The 24,052-nt window shown below is 67.0% G+C and carries 18 protein-coding genes and 4 pseudogenes; 12 read left to right on the top strand and 10 right to left on the bottom strand.

Going from position 1 to position 24,052, the window contains the following annotated elements; genetic code table 11:
- Window positions 1-175 precede the first annotated feature (175 nt).
- Together ACIBCK_RS37285 and ACIBCK_RS37280 are read right to left on the bottom strand one after the other, a co-directional pair.
- Window positions 176-1,861 (bottom strand): acetolactate synthase large subunit, encoded by a 1,686-nt coding sequence (locus ACIBCK_RS37285; RefSeq protein WP_399397587.1) that lies wholly within the window; start codon window positions 1,859-1,861, stop codon window positions 176-178.
- Window positions 1,862-2,132: 271 nt separating this feature from the next.
- Window positions 2,133-2,312 carry a hypothetical protein gene (locus ACIBCK_RS37280; RefSeq protein WP_399397585.1) on the bottom strand — a complete coding sequence of 60 codons (180 nt, stop codon included), beginning with the start codon at window positions 2,310-2,312 and terminating at the stop codon, window positions 2,133-2,135.
- A gap of 448 nt (window positions 2,313-2,760) precedes the next feature.
- Between ACIBCK_RS37280 and ACIBCK_RS37275 the strand changes: the two genes are divergently transcribed.
- Window positions 2,761-3,360 (top strand): GPP34 family phosphoprotein, encoded by a 600-nt coding sequence (locus ACIBCK_RS37275; RefSeq protein WP_399397584.1) that lies wholly within the window; start codon window positions 2,761-2,763, stop codon window positions 3,358-3,360.
- Window positions 3,361-3,396: 36 nt separating this feature from the next.
- Here ACIBCK_RS37275 and ACIBCK_RS37270 read toward each other — a convergent pair whose 3' ends face one another.
- Together ACIBCK_RS37270 and ACIBCK_RS37265 are read right to left on the bottom strand one after the other, a co-directional pair.
- A complete protein-coding gene (locus tag ACIBCK_RS37270; RefSeq protein WP_399397582.1) occupies window positions 3,397-5,862 on the bottom strand; it encodes a caspase domain-containing protein in 2,466 nt (821 codons plus the stop codon).
- Window positions 5,859-6,218, bottom strand: coding sequence for a hypothetical protein (locus tag ACIBCK_RS37265; protein ID WP_399397579.1), 360 nt, complete (start codon window positions 6,216-6,218; stop codon window positions 5,859-5,861). The genes ACIBCK_RS37270 and ACIBCK_RS37265 overlap by 4 nt, the downstream gene beginning before the upstream one ends.
- A 256-nt stretch (window positions 6,219-6,474) precedes the next feature.
- On the opposite strand from ACIBCK_RS37265, the gene ACIBCK_RS37260 reads away from it, so the two are divergent.
- Window positions 6,475-7,428, top strand: a complete 954-nt coding sequence (locus ACIBCK_RS37260) for a threonine/serine dehydratase (protein ID WP_399397577.1) — start codon at window positions 6,475-6,477, stop codon at window positions 7,426-7,428.
- Window positions 7,429-7,521: 93 nt separating this feature from the next.
- On the opposite strand, the gene ACIBCK_RS37255 is transcribed toward ACIBCK_RS37260, so the two are convergent.
- Window positions 7,522-7,713, bottom strand: a complete 192-nt coding sequence (locus tag ACIBCK_RS37255) for a DUF4236 domain-containing protein (RefSeq protein ID WP_358713159.1) — start codon at window positions 7,711-7,713, stop codon at window positions 7,522-7,524.
- Window positions 7,714-7,794: 81 nt separating this feature from the next.
- Here ACIBCK_RS37255 and ACIBCK_RS37250 point away from each other — a divergent pair, with 81 nt between their 5' ends.
- Window positions 7,795-8,043 (top strand): DUF6228 family protein, encoded by a 249-nt coding sequence (locus ACIBCK_RS37250; protein ID WP_399397575.1) that lies wholly within the window; start codon window positions 7,795-7,797, stop codon window positions 8,041-8,043.
- A gap of 81 nt (window positions 8,044-8,124) precedes the next feature.
- Here the strand turns inward: ACIBCK_RS37250 and ACIBCK_RS37245 are convergent, their stop codons facing one another.
- Window positions 8,125-8,700, bottom strand: a complete 576-nt coding sequence (locus ACIBCK_RS37245; RefSeq protein WP_399397757.1) for a helicase associated domain-containing protein — start codon at window positions 8,698-8,700, stop codon at window positions 8,125-8,127.
- 350 nt (window positions 8,701-9,050) lie between these two features.
- On the opposite strand from ACIBCK_RS37245, the gene ACIBCK_RS37240 reads away from it, so the two are divergent.
- The gene (locus ACIBCK_RS37240) at window positions 9,051-10,799 is read left to right on the top strand and encodes a hypothetical protein (RefSeq protein ID WP_399397573.1); all 1,749 of its coding nucleotides are present in this window, start codon (window positions 9,051-9,053) and stop codon (window positions 10,797-10,799) included.
- 30 nt (window positions 10,800-10,829) lie between these two features.
- Here ACIBCK_RS37240 and ACIBCK_RS37235 read toward each other — a convergent pair whose 3' ends face one another.
- Window positions 10,830-11,771, bottom strand: coding sequence for a carbohydrate kinase family protein (locus ACIBCK_RS37235; RefSeq protein ID WP_399397572.1), 942 nt, complete (start codon window positions 11,769-11,771; stop codon window positions 10,830-10,832).
- Between the two features lie 131 nt (window positions 11,772-11,902).
- Window positions 11,903-12,700 (bottom strand): annotated as a pseudogene (locus tag ACIBCK_RS37230) (pyridoxal-phosphate dependent enzyme); the annotation flags it as partial.
- A gap of 145 nt (window positions 12,701-12,845) precedes the next feature.
- Between ACIBCK_RS37230 and ACIBCK_RS37225 the strand changes: the two are divergent.
- The 4 genes from ACIBCK_RS37225 (at window position 12,846) to ACIBCK_RS37210 (ending at window position 15,929) form a co-directional block, all read left to right on the top strand.
- Complete coding sequence (locus tag ACIBCK_RS37225) at window positions 12,846-13,673, top strand: AzlC family ABC transporter permease (protein WP_399397570.1); 828 nt, start codon at window positions 12,846-12,848, stop codon at window positions 13,671-13,673.
- Window positions 13,670-13,981 carry an AzlD domain-containing protein gene (locus ACIBCK_RS37220; protein WP_399397568.1) on the top strand — a complete coding sequence of 104 codons (312 nt, stop codon included), beginning with the start codon at window positions 13,670-13,672 and terminating at the stop codon, window positions 13,979-13,981. Before ACIBCK_RS37225 ends, ACIBCK_RS37220 begins: the two co-directional genes overlap by 4 nt.
- Before the next feature lie 86 nt (window positions 13,982-14,067).
- The gene (locus ACIBCK_RS37215; protein ID WP_399397566.1) at window positions 14,068-15,006 is read left to right on the top strand and encodes an ATP-grasp domain-containing protein; all 939 of its coding nucleotides are present in this window, start codon (window positions 14,068-14,070) and stop codon (window positions 15,004-15,006) included.
- A 2-nt stretch (window positions 15,007-15,008) separates the two neighbouring features.
- On the top strand, window positions 15,009-15,929 hold the full coding sequence (locus ACIBCK_RS37210) for a hypothetical protein (protein WP_399397565.1): 921 nt from the start codon (window positions 15,009-15,011) through the stop codon (window positions 15,927-15,929).
- Between the two features lie 189 nt (window positions 15,930-16,118).
- Here the strand turns inward: ACIBCK_RS37210 and ACIBCK_RS37205 are convergent.
- A pseudogene (locus ACIBCK_RS37205) lies at window positions 16,119-16,855 on the bottom strand (IS5 family transposase); the annotation flags it as partial.
- A gap of 63 nt (window positions 16,856-16,918) precedes the next feature.
- On the bottom strand, window positions 16,919-17,518 hold the full coding sequence (locus tag ACIBCK_RS37200) for a hypothetical protein (protein WP_399397563.1): 600 nt from the start codon (window positions 17,516-17,518) through the stop codon (window positions 16,919-16,921).
- Window positions 17,519-18,460: 942 nt separating this feature from the next.
- On the opposite strand from ACIBCK_RS37200, the gene ACIBCK_RS37195 reads away from it, so the two are divergent.
- From ACIBCK_RS37195 to ACIBCK_RS37180, 4 genes and pseudogenes are all read left to right on the top strand, one after another.
- Complete coding sequence (locus ACIBCK_RS37195; protein WP_399397561.1) at window positions 18,461-21,808, top strand: RHS repeat-associated core domain-containing protein; 3,348 nt, start codon at window positions 18,461-18,463, stop codon at window positions 21,806-21,808.
- Between the two features lie 770 nt (window positions 21,809-22,578).
- Window positions 22,579-23,139, top strand: coding sequence for a lantibiotic dehydratase (locus tag ACIBCK_RS37190; RefSeq protein WP_399397559.1), 561 nt, complete (start codon window positions 22,579-22,581; stop codon window positions 23,137-23,139).
- Window positions 23,039-23,670, top strand: a pseudogene (locus ACIBCK_RS37185) (IS5 family transposase); the annotation flags it as partial. The gene ACIBCK_RS37190 and the pseudogene ACIBCK_RS37185, both read left to right, overlap by 101 nt.
- A gap of 90 nt (window positions 23,671-23,760) precedes the next feature.
- Window positions 23,761-24,009: pseudogene (locus ACIBCK_RS37180) on the top strand (NAD(P)H-binding protein); the annotation flags it as partial.
- Between the last annotated feature and the right edge of the window lie 43 nt (window positions 24,010-24,052).

Here is a 24,052-nt window from a genome sequence, read left to right as displayed (position 1 = left end):
CTTGCCCCCTCGTCGGGTATGCGGAGATACGACTGCGGCCTGATCAGCACGCGACGTCACGCGTTTGCGCAGTCCTGTCCGGGGCGGTCCTCGGGGCGGGACGCTGCGCGCGAGGCGTGACAGCGGCCCGGGCAGCGCGGCCCGTACGGGGGTCGGGCCGCGCCGCGCGGGCGGGTCAGAGCGCCGAGTCGAGGTGCCCGAGGTGCTCGATGAGGTTCATGTTCTCGGCGTAGTCCACCGGGCAGTTGATGATCGACACGCCCGGGTCCGTCAGTGCCTCACGGAGCGTCGGCAGCAGGTCCCCGGCGGACTCGATGTGGTAGCCCTTCGCGCCGAAGCTGCGGGCGTACTGGACGATGTCCGGGTTGCCGAAGTCGGTGTTGGAGTTCTCCCCGACCTCCAGGTCCATCTTCCACTTGATGAGCCCGTAGCCGTTGTCCTGCCAGATCAGCACGGTCAGCGGGATGTTCTCGCGGACAGCCGTCTCGATCTCCTGGGAGTGCATGAGGAACGAGCCGTCGCCGACCGCCGCCAGCACCTTCGTCTGCGGCCTGGCGAGCTGGACCGCGAGCGCGCCGGGCAGCGAGAAGCCCATGGTGGACAAGCCGTTGGAGATGAGGCAGGTGTTCGGCGCGTACGTCGGGTAGAGCCGGGCCATCCACATCTTCAGCGCGCCGGTGTCGACCAGCACGATGTCGTCGCGACCGAGCGCGGCGCGGGTGTCGGCGATGACGCGCTGCGGGGCGAGCGGGTAGCGCTCGTCCGCGGCGCCCTGCTCGAGTTCCTTGGCCAGCAGCGCGCGGGTGGCCGTGGTGTCCTTGTCGTCGATGGTCCACCGCAGGCCGTCGAGTGCGGTGGTAAGGGCGTCGAGGGAGGCGGCGATGTCGCCGACGATGCCGACATCGACCGAGTAGCTGTCGTCCACCTCCGCCGGGAAGCGGTGGATGTGGACGATCTTCTTGTCACCATCCGGGTTGATCCGGGACGGGTCGAACTCCTGCAGCTCGTAGCCGACGGCGATGACGACGTCGGCCTCCTCGAACCCGAAGTTGGTGTAGTCGCGCCGCATGAAGCCGAACGTGCCGGTCGCGCACGGGTGGTCGTCGGGCAGGACGCCCTTGCCGTGGAAGGTGGTCGCCGTCGACACGTCCAGTGCGGTAACGAACGCCGTCAGCGACTCCTCGGCGCCGCCGCGCGCCGCGCCGTGTCCGGCCAGGATCACCGGCCGGCGGGCCTCCCGCAGCAGCTCCACCGCTCGCTTGATCTGCTTCGGGGACGGCGCCTCGGGCTGCACGACGTCCCTGCGCAGCGGGCGCAGGTCCGAGCCGTCCGTCGCCTCGTCGACGTCCTCGGGCACGGCGAGGTAGACGGCTCCGGGCCGCTCGGACTCCGCGGTCTTGAACGCGCGCCGCACCATCTCTGGAATGGCCTGGGTGGCCGGGACGTCCGCCGACCACTTCGTGACCGGGGCGAACATGCTCACCAGGTCCACGAACTGGTGGGACTCCTTGTAGTTGCGCTCCTTGCCAACCTGCGCGCTGATCGCGACGACGGGCGTGCTGTTCGTCATAGCGTCGGCGACGCCCAGCATCAGGTTGATCGCGCCGGGCCCCAGCGTCGCGGACATCACACCCGCCGAGCCGGTGAGCCGGCCGTGCATCTCCGCCATGAAGGACGCGGCCTGCTCGTGCCGGGTGAGGATATAGCGGATCTTCTCCGAGCGGGCGAGGGCGTTGGTGAAACGGATGTTCTCCTCGCCGGGCACGCCGAACACCACCTCGACGCCCTCGTTCTCCAGGCAGCGCACCAGGAGTTCGGCCGCTCCGTCGGGGGTCTGCTTCCGGTGCTCGGCGTCGCTCACGCTGATCGTGTCCTCTCCCGGGTTTCGGCCGCGCCGATGCGCGGACCGGTCAGTCGTCTACCCCCGGCCCACCGCTCGGACGCCTGCGGACCGGGTCTTACGAGCCGGACCCTCGGATTCTTGATCGCCGCCCAGCGTTCCTCGTCGTCAGAGACCGCAGCCAGGGTCTGGCGAGTGCTGGACGCCATTCCAGAGCGTCGGTGCTGCTCAGGCCACCGGCTGGCCGCCCACCGATACGACTTCAGGGTGGGCTGTTGCGTGTGCGCAGGATCTAGGGCTGGGCGGGATAGCTCTCACGGTGGGTGAGGAGCTGGTGTGGTTCAGCGATGAGAGCAGTGCGCGGCTGGAGGATGCGCAGTTCCTCCTCGGTCAGGATCGGGAGGCTGAGTTTCCGGCCGGTCGTGTCGAACGACTCCCAGACCTCTCCCATCCTGCGGAAGAACCGCCTCATGCCGTCATACCCACGCCACGTGCCGCCATAGGGCAGAGCGTTGGCCTGATGCAGCTCGACAGTCGGCGCGAAGAACGGGGCGAGCAGGTCGAACGAAGCCTCGCCGGAGCCCGCGGCCGCGAGGTACGTCGCCTCAGCCGCGTACTGCCGGTGAGGACGGCCAGTGAGTCATGAGCATGAGTGGATGTGAGCGTCATACCGCCAGCATGGCGGGCAGAGGCAGCCCCTGCTGGCGGCAATCGGACCTCGTTGTGCGACGCGGTCATCGACTCTCGTGACAGGCCCTGGCACTCCTGCGTACGGATGGTGGCATCGGGTGGTCTTCGTACGCTGCTGGACGGGAGCAAGCTGCTCTGGCTCGGCCGGCCAAGGTGGACGGGGACGGCTCCGGACGCGGGCCCGGTCGGCGGGCCCGCACCGTTGTTGATGTCGTTGACGGGAGCCGATCATGACCACGGCGGAAGACCTGTTCATCATCGCCATGGACCCGAAGCATTCCGTGGGCCAGGGCGATCTCTCCCTCGCACTCGCGGGAGCTGAGCTGTTCGACCTCATGGGTGCAGGCGCGGCCTCCGTGGACGGCGACCGCATCGTGCCGGCCGGGCAGCCGAGGCTGGGCGACCGGTTCATGGCCGAGGCCGCGGCCGGGCTTTCCCGGCAGGCGCCCTACGAGGCGGTCGAGGACTGGCTGTGGCGCCGAGGCCGCGACCTCGCAGCCGTGTACCAGGCCGCGCTGGAGGCGAGCGGCGAGCTGAAGCCGCGGCGGGGCGGCCGGTCACCCTTCGGCCCCGAACACGTCGAACCTGTCGATACGCCCGCACGCCACCGTGCTGAGGCCCGCTGGGAGGACAGAGAACCCGTGCTGGTTGCTCTCGCCTCGGCTGTGGGCATCCACGACGAACCATCCGACGACGAGTCCGGCCCCGAGGACCAGGAGGTGACGGCCGTGTTGGCCGCCGTCCATGACGCGGTGATGGAACTGGAGGCCGTCCGCCAACGGCGCACGATCGAGAACACGGCCTTCGCCAACCTCTGGCGCGGACCGTGACCGGTCCCTGGGAGACGGCCGCCTGCCCCGGGGGCTCTACTTCTTCTTCGCCGGGGTTTGCCGCAGCATCGTCATCCGTGTGTGCCGTCGCCCCGCGTACCGGGCCAGCGCCTGGTCCACCTGTTCGGCGCTCGCCTCGAAGCGGTACGTCTCCAATGTCAGTACGCGTAGTCCGCCGTGGAGCTGTTTGAGTGGCAGCCACCACGGTCGTGGCAGGTGCGTGCCCGCACTCGGCCAGAGAAGGAGAGCGTGTTCTGCCGGGTCGGGGCGGGCCACGAAACCGATGCGCTCTACGTCCGACCAGGAGATGTGCAGACGGCGGGTGCCGAAAGCGCGCAGTGTCAGACCCAAGGGGCTCAGGTGCAGGCGGACGTGGTGTCTGCCGGTGAGGAAGTAGGTGGCCAGGGCGATGAAGAAGAAGGGGCTCAGCAGCACGTCGTTGAGAACGGGGAGCCACGGGGGAGCCAGTGGCTGGTCCATCAGGCCTACACAGGTAGCGGAGGGGGCTGCCAAGACCAGTCCGGTCAGGAAGGACACGCTGGTGGGCTGCTGGGCTTGGAATGTCACGCCGGTACTGACCGCCGCCGGTGCATTGGCATTGGGCCGCAGCCATGCCTCGCCTGGCAGCTCCAGGTGTTCCTTGTCCGCGAACCGTGCCAGCGCGGCCTTCAGCGGGCGTTGGTCGTAGGTCACCTCGGGGAGCATGCACAGGGTCACGGCGCCGGGTGCCAGTTTGGGAAGTAGCCGGTTGGTACGGTCGATGCGCCCCTCCGCGCTCCCAAGGGGCCGCACCGCCAGTAGCCCAAGGTTGCGGGCGCCGCGAGGCCAGGTCACCACGGCGATCCGCTCGACCTCCGTCCAGGCGTAGGTGATCTCCAACTCGCCCCGGGTCAGTGTCAGTCCCGCCGCGCCGATCACCAGCCGCACGGGCCTGAGGCAGCGCGAGAAAGCGAACCAGGCGACACCGAGACACACCGCGAAGGTGATCAGGGGCACCAGCGTCCGCAGGATCCGCGCAGGCTCGACGAATACGCTGAAGGGGAAGGCATATAGGCCAAGGACGGTGCAGACAACCGCCACCGTGGCCAGGATCCGACGGTCGGGGGTGAAGACTTCTTCCCCCGGAACAACCGGTGCCCTCGACACGTCGAGGTCATCGCTTTGTGTCCAGGCGTCTCCGGCGTAACGGGCGAGGGCGGCTTCCACGGCCTGCGGTGTCGTCGAGAGCCGTCCCAGTTCCGCGAAGCGGAGATTGCCCTCGGTACCGTCGTGGTGGGGCCCGGGGGTGTGACGGCCCGCGGTCTGCGGGAAGCCGCCGTCCATGGGCTGGATCATCAACTCATAGCGGGGGTGGCGCAATCGAGTTCCTGCTCGCCGCCGTATCCAGCATCGGTTGACCCGATGCCAGGGGTAGGCGAAATGTTGGCTGCCGCTGTACTGCACCTCAAGTCCGTCCGGGCTCAGTACCAGCGAGTAGTCGCCGGGGTAGCGCTTTCCCATGAAATGGGACAAGCCCAAGAAGCCGGTAAAGGCCAGGATCGCGATTACATGGCGAGGGTCGGTGACCTCTAGGGTCGTCTCCTTCCCGGTGGGCGCGTTCATGCCCGCGACCGCCAACAGTCCTATGGCGATGGGCCCACCGATGCCCCAGTTGCGGATCCGGTGGAAGGTGCGGTTGGGGTTGAACCGGATTTCGCCCTCCATGGGCGCCTCCGGCACCAGGCCCGATGCGGCTGCGGCCGCGGCGACGGGGCCCGCGACCACCGCACGGTTCTTGACCAGTGCCAGCCACGCATGCCCGTCGGAGCTTTGTTGCCGAGGCTGCGGATAGCCCTGCTCCCTCAGCGCCTTGGCCAATGGGCCATAGAGCTCACTGAGCGTCAGCAACTCCGACCCGTCCGGCAATCCGCGTTGCAGCAGCTTGATGAGCGCACCACTGAACGCGGTGTGCCGTGCCTTTACGGGCGCGTACGAAGGAAGGTCACGGGAGGAGGACGTGAGGATGTACGTCCCGCGGATGTTCAAAGTGTCATGGGCCGCGACCTGTGCGCCCATCAGCGAGTCCAGCACCTGCCCGCTGTTGCAGCAGTCCAGGATCAGCACCTTGTTGGGACAGGGGGACGCCTCGAATATTTCCCGTATCGCCTCGAACGGTATGGATGTCCACCGCAGGTCGTTCTCGTCCGTGCCGCTCAGCGCGAGGTGCAAAGACAGGTCATCGCCCAGCACTCCGTGCCCTGAGAAGTACACGAGCAGGGTGTCCGTGGCGGTCATCGCAGCCGCACGAACAGTGGCGCAGACCGCGCGCGGGTCCGATGCGTCCCGTACGACAGTGCACCGTTGGACGGGAAACCCGCCGTAGGAGTCGGAGGCCAGCACTCCTTGCAGGACCTCCAGGTTGTTGCGCACGGCAAGGAGGTTCGGCAGGGTTGCGCTGTCGTATTGAGAGGTGCCGATGAGAACCGCGCGGGATCCCCGCGGATCCGGCAGCCGCAGGGTCACGGTTGCTGCTGATCCTGGAGCGCACTGGTCAGGAGGGTGTGAGCGTCGTCCGCGGAGTCGGCAGTGATCTTGACGCTACGGCCGTCGGGAAGGGTGACCTCCACGGTCGCCGCCGCTCTGCTGGCTTTGAGCAGCGCTGGAAGCGCCCGGACGAATGCGGTGACGGCGCCACCGCCCGCAAGGGAGATGGTGAGCAGGCTGACGAGGCCCGCGCTCATCTGGCCCTCTTCCGGAGCCTGCCTCAACAGGCCTACTCGGCCGCGCAGTTCGGGTTCGCTGCTCAGTCCGCGACGCAGCGTGGCCAATTCCTCGGCCCCCGCATCTTCATCGAGCACACTCAACGTCACATCCAGCATGTCGTCTCCCCCGGCGGTCGCCCCCGATGATGTGGAGGCCAGTGTGAGGCATGAAGGGTCCCGGGCCCATCTCTTTGCCGACGTTGGCCAAGGCGACCGCCAGCTTGTGCTACGCCGTCCCCTTGACCCTGTCGGGCATCCGTTGCGTCGTGCGGCGTTGCGTTGAGGAGAGGTGGGCCGAACGACTGCCTCTGCCAGGGATCATCCACGTATCGTGCAGGTCAATGCGGCGTGCGAGACATCCTGGAGGGGCGCGATGATCGGCATTGAGGACTTGGAGAGCGCGGCGGCGCGGCTCGCTGGGCACGTGGTACGCACTCCCACGCTGCCCAGCCCGGGGCTGAGCGCGCTCATAGGGGTGCCGGTCACGGTCAAGCTCGAGTTGTTGCAGCGCACTGGTTCGTTCAAGGTGCGGGGAGCCGTCGTCAAACTGCTGGCGATGAGCGAGGAACAGCGCTCGGCGGGCGTGGTCGCCGTCTCCGGCGGCAACCATGGCGTCGCGGTGGCGGAGATGTCGTCAGCGCTGGGTGTGCGCGCCACAGTGGTGATGCCGCGCACCGCGCCGGCGCGATCGGTGCAGGCTGCCCGAGCCGCGGGAGCCGACGTACGGTTGACCGCCACCATGGCCGATGCCTTCGCGCTGATGGACCAGCTGGAGGCGGAGGGGCTCACGCTGCTGCACCCGTTCTCCGACCCGGTGGTCATCGCAGGGCAGGGCACTGTGGGGCTCGAACTGGCGGCCGACGCGGGTGAGTTGACGGATGTCCTGGTTTCCATCGGCGGAGGTGGCCTGATCGCCGGAGTGGCGGCGGCGCTGCGGGCGCTGCGCCCGGGCGTGCGCGTGTGGGGTGTGGAGACCACTGGTGCCGACGCGATGTCCCAGGCGTTGGCCTGTGGGGGGCCGGTCGAGGTGGATGTGGACTCACGCATCACCACACTGAGCGCGCCCACCGTATCCCCGCTGACGTACTCCATGGTGCGTGACCTGGTCGACGAAGTGCTGGTCGTGCCCGAGGCGGAGGCCTACGCAGGCGTGCTCGAGCTGGCCGAGCACGCCAAGGTATGGGCCGAGCCCGCGGCGGGCTGCCTCTTGCCGGCCGCCCGCCGTGTCGTGGCCAAGTTCGGCGGCGAGACTCGGCTCGGCCTGGTGATCTGCGGTGGCAACGCCTCGGTGGAGGATGTGACGACATACGCGGGAACGGCCCCCTGAGGAGCCGCAGCGGGTTCAGCCATCGGTCAGCGCACCGGGATACGTAAACCGTCCTGGCGGCCACGGCGGAAGGTCGGCTCTTCCGCTGTCCTCTTACCGTCGTTTCGTCGTGCGGCGCCAGCCGAACGGGCCCGGCAGGTCCATCGACGTCGTGCGCCTACCGGTGCTGCTGTGGGTGCGGCGGGGGCCGTTGCGGCCGCCTGTGGTGAGGGACCACGAGCGCTTGTTGATGTTCAGCCGTACACCGGGAAGTATTCGGAAGCTCTTGCGAAACGTGAGCGGCATGAAGTCCTCCTAAGATCCGTCTCCGGGTACCCGGAACGGGCCGCCTCTCACGTATGAGAGGGTCCTGCGCCCCGCCCACACGTGACCGCACGGGCTACCCCCGTGGGCAAGGGCTACGACCTGACCATCTCAGCGGAACAGCACCCTGGTGGCCACGTCCAACTGACCTGGGGCATCCGCGACGGGGCGCCCTCCGAAGAATGGCAGTTCGAGACCAACACGGTGTACGCGGCGGGCGAGGACATGTGCAACCTCTCTGCCGAGGTCCGCGCGTTCATTGCGAGCGTCGCGGGAGTAGTTGGACGAGCCGCTCTGCGATGCAGCAGGTGAGCAGGGGTGCAGCGAATGGGCCCACCCTCTGAGTGCGGACGGCGCAGCCTAGGTCTGCTCCCAGGCACCCGACTCACGTGGCTATGTCCATCGCATACCGATGGCGGAGAGCTGTTCGATCCGTTGCGGCGACAGTGTCGCGGCTCTGGATCTCTGATTTCCGATCCATGACCCGAGCTTGTTTTCTCGTTCTCGGTGGCGGGCGTGATCGACTTCGCCCGCTTCGGTGGGCAGCGCCTCACCGGCGATGTCCTCCAGTTGCTCACGCCGCTCGTCCGCCAGTGCGCCGGCTGATGACTTCACCGGTAGCCCTTCCGCACGACGCTGCTCGATTTCCGCGGCCTTGCGGGCGGCGGCCCGGGCGTTCTTCAGGAAGATGCCTACCCGGTAGCCCTGGTAGGTGGCATCCAGCGGGGCCAACAGGTGCCCGTTTTCCTTGGCCCACCCGCGCGCCGCGGCGAGGCCTTCCTCCCAGGCGACGTCGAAGTGCGACCACACCATGCCCAGCTTCTCCAGCTGCTGGATGCGGTCATCGTCCATCTCCCCGCGGGCGTAGAAGCGGCGCGCGTCGGCGATCCATTGCCCCAGTGGAAATGCGGCGAGCGCGGCTGGCCACCCCGTGTTTTCTCTCCATGGGAGAACGTCCTCTCGTGGGATTTATACAAGGTTGCTGCTAAATGACCTGGTTGAGGTTCGCAATGGCCTCCGTTGAACGGGATTGAGTGCGGCGCCACGGTGCGGTCATTGTCATCAGACTTGTCTAAGATGACATCAAGAATGCGGCAAAGTGTCATGGTGGGCGGTGCCCGAGAAACACTCACGCAAGGTGGGTCGCTTCGAGGCCAGTGCCAGGTCACTGCCAGCGGCGAAGGATGTGTCCTGGAGCCAGTCGGCGTGGCCCCACTCCGGAACGCGCCGGACGATCGTCACCGATCTGGCGAAGAGCATGGGAACCCGGCAGTCGGACGCTACCGCGTACGGGCGACGCGACGGATAGGACAGCGGAGATGAGCAGCGTTATCGAGCGCTATCAGGCACTTGAGGAGCACGTCGCGGGCGGGCGCCAGGTTGTCACGACGGACGTCCTTGACGTGCCCTCGGCCGAGCTGCGGCAGGCCAATGAGCACGACGTCGCTGTGCTGTTGCTGCTCGGTGAGTTGTGCGCCCGCATTCAGTACGGGAACTCAGCCGCGCCCACGTTGCTCGCGACAGCCGATAAATACGTCAACACCTCCTTCTTCTACACCGGCCGGATTCTGCCGCGGACCAGGGAGCTGATCGAACTCCTCGATCGCGCGGTGCGTGAGCGGTCGTTCGACCTGCTGATGGAGACGGCCGACCACGTCAGCCAGGGCTGGGCGGGATACGCGGACTCCATGTTGCCCACGGCGTTCGCCCGGCTCGCCGAGGAGGTCGGACTCGAAGGAAAGCCCGAGGCCTTCTCCCGAGTCTCCTTCGTGCTGTGGCGCGAGGGTCTGGAGGCCGCTGCCGAGAACGATCCGGAGCGGGCGCTGCCGCTCTTTACGGGCTCGCTCGAGCGCTACCGGAAGTACGGCTATTACGCGGACGCGTCCTGGCTGCACACGGACCTCGTCATCGCCCATCTGCTCGCCGGGCAGAAGGAAGAGGCCTATGCCGTGCTCGAGACGCAACGGGAGTACGTCGAGAAGGTGCTCGAGGCGCACCCCGTGGTCGCCTCCCGGGCCGGCCGTTCGTTCGCCTTCCACTTGGGCGACGTACAGAGCGGCAACTACAGCACGTTCGTGGAGTCCTCGGTCCTGCGCCCCACCGAGCTGACCGAACGCGACCGTGAACTGCTCATGCGCTACGTCCGCACCAGCGAGTTCCTCATCTCCGCCTGCCGATACGGTGTACAGCGCGACTTCGACGCGGCGCTCGACACCTTCTCCTTCGGTTGGGGCACCTACCAGCAGTCGCCCTATCCGCGGATGTTCCGGCACCTCGCCGACCGCTATCTGGAGGCCCCGGAGAAATGGAACGTTCATCTCACGGCGTATGAACAGTGGCACCGGATGCTGCGCACCTACCGGGTCCGGGTGCGGCCCAACGTACTCATCGAAACGGCCGTGACGCTGCACGACCGTTTGCGGTACACCGAGTTGGACACCTGTGCGTCCCTCGTCCTCCTCGACACCGCCGTGCTGCACTCCCGGCTGCACGGCAGGGACGAGTCGGTGGACTGGATCACGCGCTATCTGAGGGATCTGCGGCCGACCCTGCCGGAGACGCTGAGCGCTGTGGCCGACTATTTGCAGGCGCCGCGCAATGCGGAGCGCCGCCAACTGCTCAGCCGGTACATCGGCCTGAGGGCCGGCTACCTCGTACCGGAGTTCCTCTCTCTCGACCTGGGTGACGAGCAGCTGCCGCAGCCGAACCGGCTCGAGGTGACGCTCTACGGCCGACTCCTCTCGGTGGAAGGCGTCACCGTGCATGAGAACGCGCCGCAACCGCTCATCGACACCCTCCGCGTCCTCGGGCAAGAGTTTTCACGCAGCATCGCGGAAGGGACCACCGTCCCGTTCCTCTCCGCTGCCGATCTGTCGGACCGTACGAACCGGACCTCCGCGGCTCTGGCGCAGACGGTGCGTCGCTTCCGTGCCGCCTGCCAGGAGCGGTTCAGCGAAGTGGCGGACTACAGCCTGGTCCAGGACGCCGTGATCCAAGGGCGCCCCGGCTACCGGTTGAACCCGCAGAGCATCTACCGTTTCACCGAGTACTCGACTGAGCCCATCTGAACCAGTCCGACTCGTCCGGGGCGGCAGCGGTCACGGGGCGGTCGCCAACCGCGACGCGATGTCCTCGGCCGGCTGCTGGCCGTAAGCCTTGTTGATCCTGGCCAGCAGATCCGAGGGGAGCAGCTTGTACTCCTGGGTGCCCACGGATTCGATGACCACCGTGGCCAGTGCGCAGCCGAGTTGGGCCGCGCGCTGGTAGGGCAGCTGCCAGGCGATGCCCGCGAGGAAACCCGCGCGGAACGCGTCGCCCACCCCCGTCGGGTCGACCACATCGTTCGTCGGCACCGCCGGGATGTCCCGCTGCTCTGTCCCCGTTGCCGCGATGGACACCCCGTCGGCGCCGCGGGTGATGACCCAGGTTCCCACCTTGGCGAGAACCTCATCGTGGCTCCAGCCGGTGCGGTCGAGGAGCAGCGCAGCCTCGTACTCGTTGGTGAACAGCAGATGGGCACCGTCCACCAGACGCCGGGTCTGTTCGGTATCCAGGCGGGCCAGCTGTTGGGAGGGGTCGGCGGCGAGCGGAATGCCCAGCGCGTGCGCGGTGGCCGTGTGGCGCAGCATCGCTTCGGGGTCGTCGGCGCCGACGATGACGAGGTCGAGCGGCTGCGCATGTCGGTGTACTGCGCGGAGGTCGATCCGGCCGGCCTCGGCCATGGCCCCCGCGTAGAACGTGGCGATCTGGTTCTGTTCGACGTCTGTGGTGCACACGAAGCGGGCGGTGTGCAGCGTTTCGCTGACCCGGACCGACGAGGTGTCCACTCCGTGCTCGCTGAGCCAGGCGTCGTACTCGGGGAAGTCGACGCCCGCGGCGCCGACCAGCACGGGGCGCAGGCCGAGCCTGCCGAGTCCCAGGGCGATGTTCGCCGCGACGCCTCCCCGGCGTACGTCGAGGCGGTCGGCGAGGAAGGACAGCGACACCCGGTCGAGCTGTTGCCGGTCGGCCGGGGTGACGCCCCGATCGATTCCATCCACCTGTCGGAGTAGATGGTGCTCTCGTATTTCTCTGCGCTGTCCGCGCAGATGCACAGGGCGTCGCGGACATCGGGGTTCTCCCGCAGATAGCGCGCGCAGGCCGCGACGACCGCGCCGGACGAAGCGCTGAGGTGAACTCCCGTCTCCGCGAGCACTGTTCGGCAGTAGTAGGCTGCCTCGCTGACGTCCACGTAGGCGTAGTGGTCGATCAGGGACCCCTCGAGGAAGGAGGAGGGCCGGCTCGCGCCGATGCCGAACAGATAGCGCCGGCCGGGCGTTCCGTCGTAGGCGACCGAGCCGTTGACGTCCACGGCCACCATGCGGGTGGCCACGCCCCGCTCGCGGAAGCACTGGATGATCCCGGCGAACGTGCCGCCGGTGGAGACCGCGGTGAACAGCGCGTCCGGAGGGGTCGCCAACTGGTCGAGGATCTCCGGGCCGGTCATCCTGCGGTGTATCTCCGGGTTCTCCGGGCTGTTGTACTGGTCGACCCATACGTAGCTGTCATCGGTCTTGAGCATTTCCTGGACTTTGGCGAGCCGTGACAGCAGGTAGCCGCCCGCTTCGTCGACGTTGTCGACCATCACGATGTAGGCGGGGAGGTCCCTCAGCCGGCTGCGGACCTCGGTCGTGCTCATGGGGTCGAGTACGGCGGTGAAACCGATGTCCAGGTAGCGGGCCATGCCGGCCAGGGCCACGCCGAGGTTGCCCGACGTGGACTCGAGCAGCTGCATACCTGGCTTGATCTTGCCGTCCTGTACGAGGCCGCGTACCAGGCCGTAGGCGGTACGGGCCTTGATCGAGCCGGAGATGTTGTACCCCTCGAGCTTCAGCTGGATCGTTCGTGGCTCCCCTTGAACATCGATCGTCACGGGTTTGATCGGGGTAAGCGCCAGCAGGGCCTCGAAGCGGTCCAAGTAGTGCTTCATCTTCCCTCCATGTCTTGCGGCCGACGGCCATCTGCGCAACTGCGTGTCATATTCGATCGCCGTGATGACAAGGCTCAGTCATACTGAGTAAGATCCATGACGCAAAGGGGGTGTCTCAGGATCTGGGCTGCTCCATCGACAATCCGTGGAAAGGCTCCTCGTGGTGATCCATGAGCAAGATCAACTGCCGCGCAAGGAGAAGGCGAGGCTTGTGCGCGACGCCCTGGGGGTCGGCCTGGCCGTCGGCGCCTACGGCCTGTCCTATGGGGCGTTGGCTGTTTCCAGTGGTCTGAGCGTCGCGCAGACCCAGTTTCTGTCGCTTCTCCTTTACGGAGGTTCGGCTCAACTGGCCCTGGTGGGCACGCTCGCGGCGGGCGGTGGCGGAGCTGCCGCATCCGCGACAGCGACGCTGCTCGGAGTGCGCAGTCTCTTCTACGGGGTGAGCCTCAGGCCGGTGCTGAAGCTGCGCGGCGGTTCGCTGCTGCCGGCGGCTCATCTGCTGAGCGACGAGAGTACGGCCATGGCGATAGGCAAACCGACACTGTCGGCAAGTCGCTTCGCCTACTGGGTCTCCGGCTCCACGGTGTTCCTGTTCTGGAACGTGACCACCCTGATCGGGTCCCTCGCCGGCTCGATGCTGGCGGATCCCAAGGTGCTTGGGCTCGATATGGCCTCTTCCGCCGCCTTCCTGGCGCTGGTGGCGCCGCGACTGCGCGAGCGCGCCGGCCAGTTCGTCTTCGTCCTCGCCGGCCTGGTGGCGATCGTCGTGTCCCCGTTCGCGGGATCGGGCCTGCCCGTGGTGGTCGCCGGGCTCACGGCACTCGGCGTTCTGCTGCTGCCGACTGCCAAGGTCCCGCAGCAAGATGGCCGGAACGTGAATGACGGGGCGTCGAAGAGCGCGTCCGTGGACGGTGTTCCTGTGGACGAGCGGGGCGCAGAGGGAAGTGCGACAGGCCGCGGAGGTGCCTCATGAGCTGGACCTGGATTCTCCTCGCGACAGCCGCGTGTTTCGCGCTCAAGCTGGCGGGGCTGTTGATCCCCGAGAAGGCGCTCGGCAACCCGGCCGTCGCGCGGGTCGCGGGCGTGGTGCCCGTGGCGTTGCTCGCGGCGCTCATCGCTACGCAGACCTTCGTCGATCAGCAGCAACTGGCCGTCGATGAACGGGCCGTGGGGCTCGCCGTCGCAGGTCTGGCGGTTTGGCGGCGCGCGCCGTTCCTGGTTGTGGTGGTGGCGGCGGCCGCCACCACCGCGGGTCTGAGGTGGCTCGACCTGGCCGACTGAGGGAGCCGTTCAGATCTTGAGACGCCCCTTTACGGGTCATCACTGATCAATAAGGTGACCTGTATGCGTCATCCCAAGGAGTCGGTATGACAAGCAAGGCTGAGTTGCGGACCATACGGGCCGGCCTCGCCCACACCCGCGGCGGAGTCGTACGCACCGAGGAGGAGCTGACCGATCTACTCGCCTCCTGGGCGTCGTACCCCCTGGTCGTCAAGCCGTTCAACAGCGCGGGCAGTGACGGCTGCCGGATCTGCGCCACCCCCGAGGAAGCCCGCACCGCCTTTTGGGCCATCGCGGGACAGCGCAACCTCATGGGTGAGATCAACGAAGGTGTCCTCGTCCAGGAGTTCCTGGCCGGGTCGCAGTACATCGTCAACACCGTGAGCATGGACGGCCGCCATCTGCTCGCCGAGCTGTACGCCGAGCGCATCGACCGTGTCGAGGGCAGTCCGGTGCTGCGGCACATCACCAGCCGCACCACTCCCGACGAGCACGAGCAGGAACTCGTCGACTACACCATGAGCTGCCTCGACGCACTCGGCTTCCGGGACGGCGCGGCCCACACCGAGGTGATGCTCACCGCCGACGGGCCCCGGCTCGTCGAGGTCAACTCACGCCTCATGGGCCCCTATCTGTCACCCGATGCCTACCACTGCGGCTTCGGCTACAGCAGCCCGCACCTGGTCGCCGAACGGCTGTTGCGCCCCGAGGACTTCCGCAACCGCTTCGATTTGCCCTACGGCCCGGCCCACACTCTGGCCAAGGTCTTCCTGCGCGCCCACCGGCCGGGCGTCCTGAGCTCCGCCGACGGTCTGCGCGAACTGCGCCGGCTGCCCGGCTTCCACAGCGTGGCCCGGTTACCGCAGGTCAACGACGTGCTGCGGGACACACAGCTGACCACGGGCTCCTGCGGCACGGCCTTCTTCGTGCACGAGGACGCCGAACTCATCGAGCACAGCCTCGCGGTGCTGCACGAGATTGAGGACTCCGGAACCCTGTTCCAGGTCTGTGAAGTCGGGGGCTGACCATGGCCGTTCTGTGCATCGTCGCCTCCGTACTGTTGCAGGCTGGTGTGTACGGCTTCGTGTCGGGCACCTTGGACTCCAGCGGCAGCCTCGCGCTCTCCTGCGCCGGGTTCGGCGCCGCCGCGGTGCTGTTCAACACGGTGCTCCTGGCCCGCCGCCTGCGTCGGGGGCCGACGGCCGTCGCGCCAGGGACCCGCGGTCTGCTCGTGGCGATGAACGTCGTCACAGCCGTCACGTTCCTCAGCTTCTACGCCTCCTTGACCTGGGTGCCCGCGACGCTGGCCACCGGTGTCGAGACGGCGATGGGCCCGATCGTGATCGCGCTGCTCGGCCTCGCCGGGCGGGGGCGTCGAGTGTCCCGGCAGGGCTGGCTCGCCGCGGTCGTCCTGGTGCTGCTCGGCGTCGCGCTCGGACAGCGGTTCGCCGCGGACAGCGCGTTCGGGCCCGGCGTCGCGGCAGGCCTCGTCCTGGTGGTCGCCGCAGGGGTCGGAGCTCCCGTACTCGCCCTGCTCTCCGCAGAGTTGGGACGGCGAGGCGTCGACCCCGTGTATGTCACGGCACACCGGTTCCACCTCACCTATCTGTGCGGCGGAGTGCTCCTGTTCCTCGTCGGCGGACCCGGCGGCGACTGGACCACGAAGCTGCCGACGATGCTGTTCACCGGTGTGCTCGCGGTGACCCTGCCGCTGTTCGCACTACAGGCGGGGCTCCAACGTATCGACCCCATGGTGGCGATGGTTCTCCTTACCACCCTGCCCGGCGTCACCTACCTGGCGGAGACCGCTTTCCACGGCTCCTTCGACGCCGTCTCGCTCGCCCAGATCTGTGCGCTGATCCTGGTCGCGGTCTGGTACTTGCGGGTGTCCGGCGAAGACGAGCCGACACCGGCCGCGGCAGAGCCGCCCCTTATCTCCAAGGCTTAAGAGCAGGGTTGTTCTCTCCTGGGGGCCGGAATACGGCAGCGCGGGCGTTACTGAACTTGAACTCGTGATGTCGGGCCTGCCGCGAGGCGGTGGGGCCCGGCTGGCGGCTTTCCTAGTACGCGGGAGTACGAGGATGATGTCCGCGTGATTCGAGACCTGCCGCGTCGGCCACCGTCTGCGGCGAGGCCGCGTCGGCGGCCGACCGCCCGCCTTCGACACCCAGGCATACAAGCAGCGCAACACCGTCGAGAGGTGCCTCAACCGCTTGAAGTGGTCGGAGGGCTGGGGAATGACGGCACGGATACCGCGTCGGCGGAGGTGGTTCCGGATCGCCCGGGATGAATACGCGCGGTCCCCAAGGACTGCGTCCGGTCGAGTTCTCGGCCTTCCAGGCCCGGTTCGTGGAACGCGAATGCTGGCCATGACGGCCTCGAATGCTGGTGCGTCGCCCGCTTGCCCTGCAGTGACGTGGAGGGCAAGCGGCCTTGCGCGGCTGTCGCTGACGAGGTGAACTTTCGTGCTCAGGCCGCCTCGGGAGCGTCCGAGACCGTGATCGGCGGGCTCAGCCCTGCCCGGGGCCCCCTTTTCCTGGCCCCGGCGGCATGCTGGTGAGCCCGGCAGACGGTTGAGTCCACCGACACAGTCCAGCCGATGTCATCACTGTCATCCGCCGCTGACAAAACTGCGGCGAGGATCCGTTCCCAGGTTCCGTCCGCGGCCCAACTGATCAACCGTTTGTGAGCGGTCTGGAACGAGCCGAGCTCGCTCGGCAGAGCCCGCCAGGGCGAGCAAGTTCGGTACTTCCACGCGATGGCCTCAAGGGTTCGGCGGTGATCGGCCCACCGTCGCCCGCGGACCGGATCGGCCGGCATCAACGGCTCGATTCGGCCCCACATCACATCAGTGATCACCAACCGGACACACACATCCGACCAACTGACCAACCGACCAAAGAGACACGCTCTAAAAGCGTGGCCCGAGACGGGTCCTCAGGGGGTCTTGAATTTCCAGACGTACGCCATGCCGTTCTTCCTGGGTTTCCAGTGCACGGCCAGGTCCTTGGTCCCCTTGGGAACCATGAACGTCTGACAGAGCACGTAGCTCCGTCCCTGGTCCCACTGCGCGATATCGCGGTCCGAGACGCAGCCTGGTTCCTCGTGCGCGCGCTCGAGGAGCTGGATGCCGCGACGGCCGTCAGCGTAGATCTCGACGATGTCGCCGACGTCCGGGTAAGGGTTGAGGACGACTCCGCCCTTGCTCGTGTATTTGACATGTGCGACGGCGGGGACCAGGCCCTTGATCTTCACGTCCGTCACAAGGCTGCCCCCGACGGCCGCAAGCTCCTTAGCCTCTGCTTCAGTGCCGAGGTCGACCTTCTGCGCCACAGCGGTATAGGTGATGTCTCCTTCGGCCTCCCGGAAGGACGCGGTGATGCTCTGGCCTGCTTTCAGCCGGTGCATGTCCACACCCTTGCTGGCGCTGGGTTTGTCGCCGGAACCGTCTTCAGAGCCGGAACAGGCGGTCAGCGCCAAGGCCAAGAGGGTCAGACAGGCGGCCATGCAGGGCCGCAGGGTCTTCCGGCTGCGCACTGGGGTCTTGTCTCCTTGAAGGACTCTGGGCCGGTTGCGTCACACCGGCTGCCGGGCGTTGCCACTGATTGTCGCCCCGCGCCGGTGTATCGAGCTGGTGATCAGTGAGGGCGGCCGGCTTCGGAGCCGGGAGTCGTGGAGTTTGAAGCCGGCCTGCGGGCCGGGGCGGCGACACGGTGACCCGTACGAAGAGGGGAGTGGCTGGTGTGTCAGGGGGCGCCGACCTAATACTCCAGCCGTCGTAGATCGTGATCTTCGTTGACCTGCCGCAGCGGAGTTCGAGCATTCTCATCAGCAGTTCACTCCGGCACCGAGCCGCTACCCTCACGTGTCTCTCGCGCACACCACGGTCGGTGGCAGGACGTTCCAGCGGTGGAGCTCCGGGCGGCCGCCGGGGGTCGCCGATGACGGATCCGTGTGCGCGCTGGGCGATCTCGTCCTCTGCCTGCGTCCACGTCTGCTGGCTGCTCGTCACTGTGAGCTGTGCATGCCGCTTCCTGTCATGAACTGGGTGCGCTGCCCGTACCCGGCCGTGGTGCCTACCCGCGAACGACCGCAGGCCCCGTTGTAGTCGCCGGAGGTCGGAGGCCGGTTTCTCGAGCGGTCCCCGGGGGTGGGCGGCGATGCAATGCGGTCGGGTGCTGGTGAGTCGGGAGCTGGGGACCGGCAGGGCTAGTGCGTCAGATGGTGCTGGGGTCCGGTTGTTTTCGGTCACTTTCCGGCGGCAAGGGTTTCGCAGGGTGCAACACGAGTGTGGCGGGGGAGTGGTTCAGACCTATCCGTGGGTATTTGTCTATGGCGAGGGGAGGGGCTTGTTCCGCGACGTGTGGTGCGGGTGTTTGGGGGAACGTTCGGTGGCTTGTGGTGATGGTGTGTCAGGTTGTGTGCTTCTCGTGACCGTTGGGGTCTGCGGGATGTGACTTCCTGTGGGGGGAAGCCTTGATGCATCGCACTTGGGGTGCGCGTCTTTCGCGCGCCCGGAAGAGATCAACTCTGGCGTCGGCGGCCATACTTGCCTCCGGCGCTCTGACGCTGTCCCTGCTGCCGGCTGCGGGGATTGCTTCCGCGGCCGACGAGCCCGAATCGGCGTGGGGCAAGGACGCACCCTCGTTCACCATGCCGCCGGTGAAGGTCGGTTCGAACGACCCGGTCCCACCACAGGCCGAGCGCACGCCCTCAGATGAGGTGGCCGCATGGCGGGCCGAGCAGAAGAAGCGCGTCCAGGGCGATAGCAGCACCGGCCGTTCGGGTCGCGCGGCGCCCAGCGATTACGTGCCGGAGGGGCAGGGTGACGTGCCCTGGCACAAGATCAGCAACTTCGCGATCACCGACGCATTGACTGCCCGGGTCGACTACTCGACCGGCAACCTCATGCTGACCGCCACCGATTTCGAGATCGCCGGGGTGGGTCAAACCCTGAGCCTCTCGCGCACCTACAACTCCCTGGACGCCCCGTGGGGCAAGGTCTCCCAGCGCTGGTGGCAGCAGTACGAGCGCTACCTCCAAATCCTGGACGACGAGGTGGTGTTGTACGACGCCTCGGGCGACAGCCTGCGCTTCACAAAGAAGGCTGACGGCACCTTCACCACGCCCAAGGGCTACTCGAAGGAACTGAAGAAGAACGCGGACGGCACCTACACGGTTACCAACTGGAAGTCCTCCTCCAAGGACACCTACAACGCTGATGGCACGCTGACCAAGGTCACGGACAAGAACAAGGGCGCCATCACGATCGCCCAGCACGACGAGGGCGGCGAGCACAAGGGCTTCAAACTGACCGAGACCCGCTCCGGCCGGTGGATCGACCTGGTCAAGACCGACGCCTCGCAGTGGCAGGCCAAGGACAACTCCGGACGCACCGCGGTCTTCGACCTCGACCCGGCCGGCAACCTGCGCAAGACCACGAACGCCGAGGGCAAGACCACCACCTTCGACTACGACTCCTCCCGCCGCCTGACAAAGATCACCACACCCGAGGGCCGGGTCACCGTCTTCACCTACGACAGCGCCAACCGCATCACCTCTATGCTGCGGGCAACGGAGTTCAACGGATTGGGTCACACGGGTCCGACGTGGACGTATACGTACGACACGTCCACTCCGGCGGCCGCAGGCACGACGAAGGTCACCGACCCGGAAGAGCACGCCACCAGTTACAAGCACGACAAGGACGGCCAGGTCGAGGAGGTCACCGACGCCCTCAAGCACAAACGCTCCACGAAGTACGACGCGAACCGCAACATCGACACCGCGACCGATGCGATGGGTTCGGGCAGTACGCCGGGCAACGTATCGGACTACGGCTTCAGCGCTCGCAACAACTTGGAGAGCGTCACATCCCCGACGGGCGGCAAGTCGGTCAACAGCTGGCAGACGATCGCCGGCGGGGACGTGCCAAAGGACTCGACGAACGCTGACGGTGAGAAGACCAGCTTCACCTACGACACGGCGGGCAACACCAAGTCGGTGGCGCAGACCGGCACCGGGGGCGGCAGCGTCTCCTACACCTATAACCCGGCCAGCCCCAACTGCGGTGGTTTCGAGGGTCAGCGGTGTGCGGCCGAGACGAAGATGTCGACGTCCAAGACGGTCAAGACGTCCTTCACCTACGACGGCAAGGGCAACCTGACCAAGGTGACCCCGCCAGGGCCGCTGGGCGAGACGACCTACACCTACGACACACTGGGCCGCACGGAGACCCTGACCGACGGCCGCGGCATCAAGAAGGTCTTCACCTACGACCACCTCGACCGCATCAAGACCGTCTCCACCACCAACGACACGGTCCGCTACTACTACGACGCCGACGGCAACCTCCGCCAGCGCGACGACAACACCGGCACGATCAAGTACCAGTTCGACCCGCTCCAGCGCGAAACCGTCCGCACCCTGCAGGACGGCTCACAGACCCTGCTGGCCTACACCCCGGCCGGCAACGTCGACTTCTACCAGGACCCGGCCGGGAAGGTCGACTACACCTGGAACGAGGTCAACAAGCTCAAGGAGCTCAAGGACCCGCAGGGCCGGGTGACGTCATACAAGTACAACAACAACGACGTCCGCACGGAGACCGCCTACCCCGGCGGCACCGTGCACAAGGTCGACGTAGACAAGTCCAGCCGCCCCGAGAAGATCAAGGCCACATCCCCGAAGGGCACGCTGGTCGACCTCGCCTACACCTACGGCTACGGGACCGGCGCAAAGACCGACGGCGACAAGATCCGCACGAGCACGGACGCCGTGGCGGGCACCAAGACCAACTACAGCTATGACGGGGCGGGCCGTTTCTCCTACGCGGCGGAGAATAAGGGTTCCACGCTGAACGAGTCCTGGCAGTACTGCTATGACCTGGCCGGGAACCTCACCAGCCAGGGCACCGAGAAGGGCTGCCCCCGCGGTACGACCTACACGGTCAACGACGCCCAGCAGATCACCGCGAAGAACGGATCGTCCACGAACTGGTCCTATGACAAGGAGGGCCACGAGACGGCCGGGGCGTCGACCCCGGAGGGGACACGCACCGGGGAGAAGTGGTCGGATCACAGCCAGCTCACCTCACTGACGGTTGGCGGCAAGACCTATGCCGGCCAGTACGGCTCGACCGACCAGAGCGAGCGGATCAAGCTCGGCGACACGTACTTCCACAACGGCCCCATCGGCCTCTCCGCGACCTCAACTGCGGGTGTGGACACGGGCTTTAATCGGGAGCCCGGGGGCACACTCAACTCCATGACCCGTGACGGCAAGGCGTACTACTACCTCACCGACGCCCTGGGCTCCGTGGTCGCCACAGCCGACGAATCCGGCGCGAAGGTGAACACGTATTCCTACAGCCCCCGGGGCGTGACGCGAGCGGCGAGCAGCGAGAAGGTCACCCAGCCCTACCGATTCGCCGGCGGCTACCAAGACCCGACGGGCATGTACCACTTCGCGGCCCGCTACTACGACCCCAACATCGGTCGCTTCACTCAGCCTGACCCCTCCGGCCAGGAGCAAAACCCGTACCTGTACGCCGAAGGCGACCCCGTCAACCGCATCGACCCCACCGGGCTCTTCAGCTTCAAGGATCTCACTGAGGGGATCGGGTCGTCGTTGGGGACGGCTCTAGGCGTGGCGGCCACTGCGGCTGTTTGTACCGCAGCCACCGTCGCTTGTATCGCCGGTGGAGCCGTGATGGCGGGCTTGGGTGGAGCATCTGGAGGCGCCATTGGATCGGCTCTCGGAGGTGGAAGCCCAGCCGATCGAAAGGATGCCTTCTATGGAGGCTTCCTTGGGGGAATTCTTCCCTAGCCCAGGCCCCTCCTGCGGCTAGCGGAGGAGCTGACAGGTGCTGTGCGGTGGGCGCCCACCGCACAGCACCACTCGCCCGAAAGGAGTGTGCGGACGATGAGAGGGTCTGCAGGTTGGAGGAACCGTCGACGCAGCGCTGCCATCACCGCTGTAATAGCCGCGGCAGGCGGTGCACTGGCACGCGTAGGCAACTCCGGCGTCGACTGGACAATCCTGTTATTCGCCCTGATGGGGGCTGCAGCAGGTGCAGTCATGGGTTTCCTCTGGCCCCAGCTCTGGAGCTCCTCGCGACGTGAGTAATACCGATCCGGAGGCCAGCAACGTGGCGAGGAAGGCGGTGCGCCTAGCCGGAGCGTGGGATCGGGGCTGGGCGCCGTCGCCGCCGGGGCTGCGGCAGTGACTACTGCCCCCGCGTGCGTGACCGTAGCAGGCTGTCTACCCACCGTCGCTGAAGCGGGAGTGTCAATCGGTGCGGCGGGAGCATCCTGGCAATTCTTCAAGGACGCCTTCTGATGTCTACCTCAACCAGGGCGAGAGCCATTGCTGTCGCCGCGCTCTTCGCATTGGCCGGTATCGGCTTTGCGATCGCCGCTGTCAGCGGTGCCAGTGTCGGAGTTGTTTGGATGGCTGAGGGGGCCGTGCTGATAGTGGCTTGTCTCGCCTTTGTGGCTGTCCGGCGGTTCAGGGGCTAGCTCTTCCATGCTCCATGGCGCAGGTGGTGGTCAGGGTTCTACTGACCACCACTGCGTCTTGGCGCATCCACAGCGGCCTTGGCTGCTCCCGACCAAACCCACCGGCTACGGGCTGCGGCCGAGGAGCGGATGCGGGATGTCCCGGCCGAGTGCCGGAGCCGGATCAGCCTTGATCTGCGCCTCGACGCCGAGGTGCGCGTGCCCCATCAGGTCCTGCACGAGGCAGAGCGAGCCGCGCACGCCCTGGCACGGTTGACGTGCACACAGGGGGAATCGCCGCAGTGGGCCACGTACCAGATGCGTTTTTGGGAGCGCTACGGTGCTGGCGTCCTGGTGCCGGTCCGGGATGCGACCGATCTCGCCGCGGGCATCGGATTCCCTGCCGGTTACCCGATGTCGGTGTGGACCGAGACGCCGCTCAAGGTTCTGCCGCGGGACGTGCAACGGGCGGCCATGGCCATGCAAGCGGTCGTGACCGGCGCCCGCGAGATGGTTCTTGCAGACAGGGACATCGATGATCTCGTCGCCATCGAGCCGGATGGGCCTGTCGCTCCGCACGTGGAGATGGCGTTCAGGATCCGAGCGATCAGCCAGGAAGGTGGGCCGGGCCTTGGACTTCGGACGCCCACCTCGGCATGACCAGCGCGAGATCATGGATGCGATCCTGTATGTGGACCGCACCGGCTGTCAGTGGGCGTATCTCCCGCACGATTTCCCGCCCTGGCAGTCGGTCTACGGCTACTTCGCCCACTGGCAGAAGGACGGCATTTTCGCCCAGCTCAACGGGCTACTGCGGGAGTTGGTACGCCAGCAGGAAGGGCGCGACAAGCACCCGTCGGCCTGCGTGATCGACGCGCAGAGCATCAAGACCTCCACCAGCGTCCCCGCCGCCAGCCAGGGCATCGACGCGGGCAAGAAGATAGTGGGCCGCAAGCGCAGCATCATCACCGACACGCTCTCGGCCTGCTTCTGGCAGTCCTGGTCACCGCTGCCGGCGTCCAGGATTCCGCCGCAGGCCGCACCCTGTTGGAACAGGCCGCTGCCGACCACCCCGGCCTGCGCAAGGTGTGGGTCGACGGCGGCTACCGCAAGCACTTCATCGGCCACGCCGCCACCCTCGGCATCGACCTCGAAATCGTTCAACGCAACCCCGGGACCAAGGGGTTCACTCCGCCCCGCCTGCTCCGGCCTACGGATGATTCCCACGACCTCGTCCCCACGCCCGGCGAGCAGCCTCTCCAGCCGGAGCGCGATCTGACGGCCGACGCGGATGTGCGAAGCAGGCCCGGACTCGATTGGACCATCCTGCGGCCGGGCCAGCTGACCGACGAACCGAGCAGCAACCTCGTGACGCTCGCCGAGTCCACCGGGCGTGGGGACGTCACGCGCGACGATGTGGCTTCCGTGCTGGTCGCCCTGCTCGACGAACCGAGGTCAGCTGGTCGCACTCCGGAGCTGATCGGTGGCGACGCGCCGGTAGGCAAGGCTGTTGAGGCAGCCGTTAGCTGAACGCGTGCAACAGGTGCGGGCCAAGCTGTTAAGCGACTCTCTG

This window comes from Streptomyces sp. NPDC051218, from assembly GCF_044455475.1.
GTDB lineage: Bacteria > Actinomycetota > Actinomycetes > Streptomycetales > Streptomycetaceae > Streptomyces.
Note: the sequence above shows the minus strand (reverse complement) of the source record. Positions and strands in the feature narration are given on the sequence as shown.

Coding starts and splice junctions, on each gene's coding strand:
- ACIBCK_RS37260 (WP_399397577.1), top strand. CDS start 6,475: ATGATCGGCATTGAGGACTTGGAGAGCGCGGCGGCGCGGCTCGCTGGG.
- ACIBCK_RS37280 (WP_399397585.1), bottom strand. CDS start 2,312: ATGAGGCGGTTCTTCCGCAGGATGGGAGAGGTCTGGGAGTCGTTCGAC.
- ACIBCK_RS37240 (WP_399397573.1), top strand. CDS start 9,051: ATGAGCAGCGTTATCGAGCGCTATCAGGCACTTGAGGAGCACGTCGCG.
- ACIBCK_RS37220 (WP_399397568.1), top strand. CDS start 13,670: ATGAGCTGGACCTGGATTCTCCTCGCGACAGCCGCGTGTTTCGCGCTC.
- ACIBCK_RS37275 (WP_399397584.1), top strand. CDS start 2,761: ATGACCACGGCGGAAGACCTGTTCATCATCGCCATGGACCCGAAGCAT.
- ACIBCK_RS37210 (WP_399397565.1), top strand. CDS start 15,009: ATGGCCGTTCTGTGCATCGTCGCCTCCGTACTGTTGCAGGCTGGTGTG.
- ACIBCK_RS37255 (WP_358713159.1), bottom strand. CDS start 7,713: ATGCCGCTCACGTTTCGCAAGAGCTTCCGAATACTTCCCGGTGTACGG.
- ACIBCK_RS37265 (WP_399397579.1), bottom strand. CDS start 6,218: ATGCTGGATGTGACGTTGAGTGTGCTCGATGAAGATGCGGGGGCCGAG.
- ACIBCK_RS37195 (WP_399397561.1), top strand. CDS start 18,461: ATGCATCGCACTTGGGGTGCGCGTCTTTCGCGCGCCCGGAAGAGATCA.
- ACIBCK_RS37215 (WP_399397566.1), top strand. CDS start 14,068: ATGACAAGCAAGGCTGAGTTGCGGACCATACGGGCCGGCCTCGCCCAC.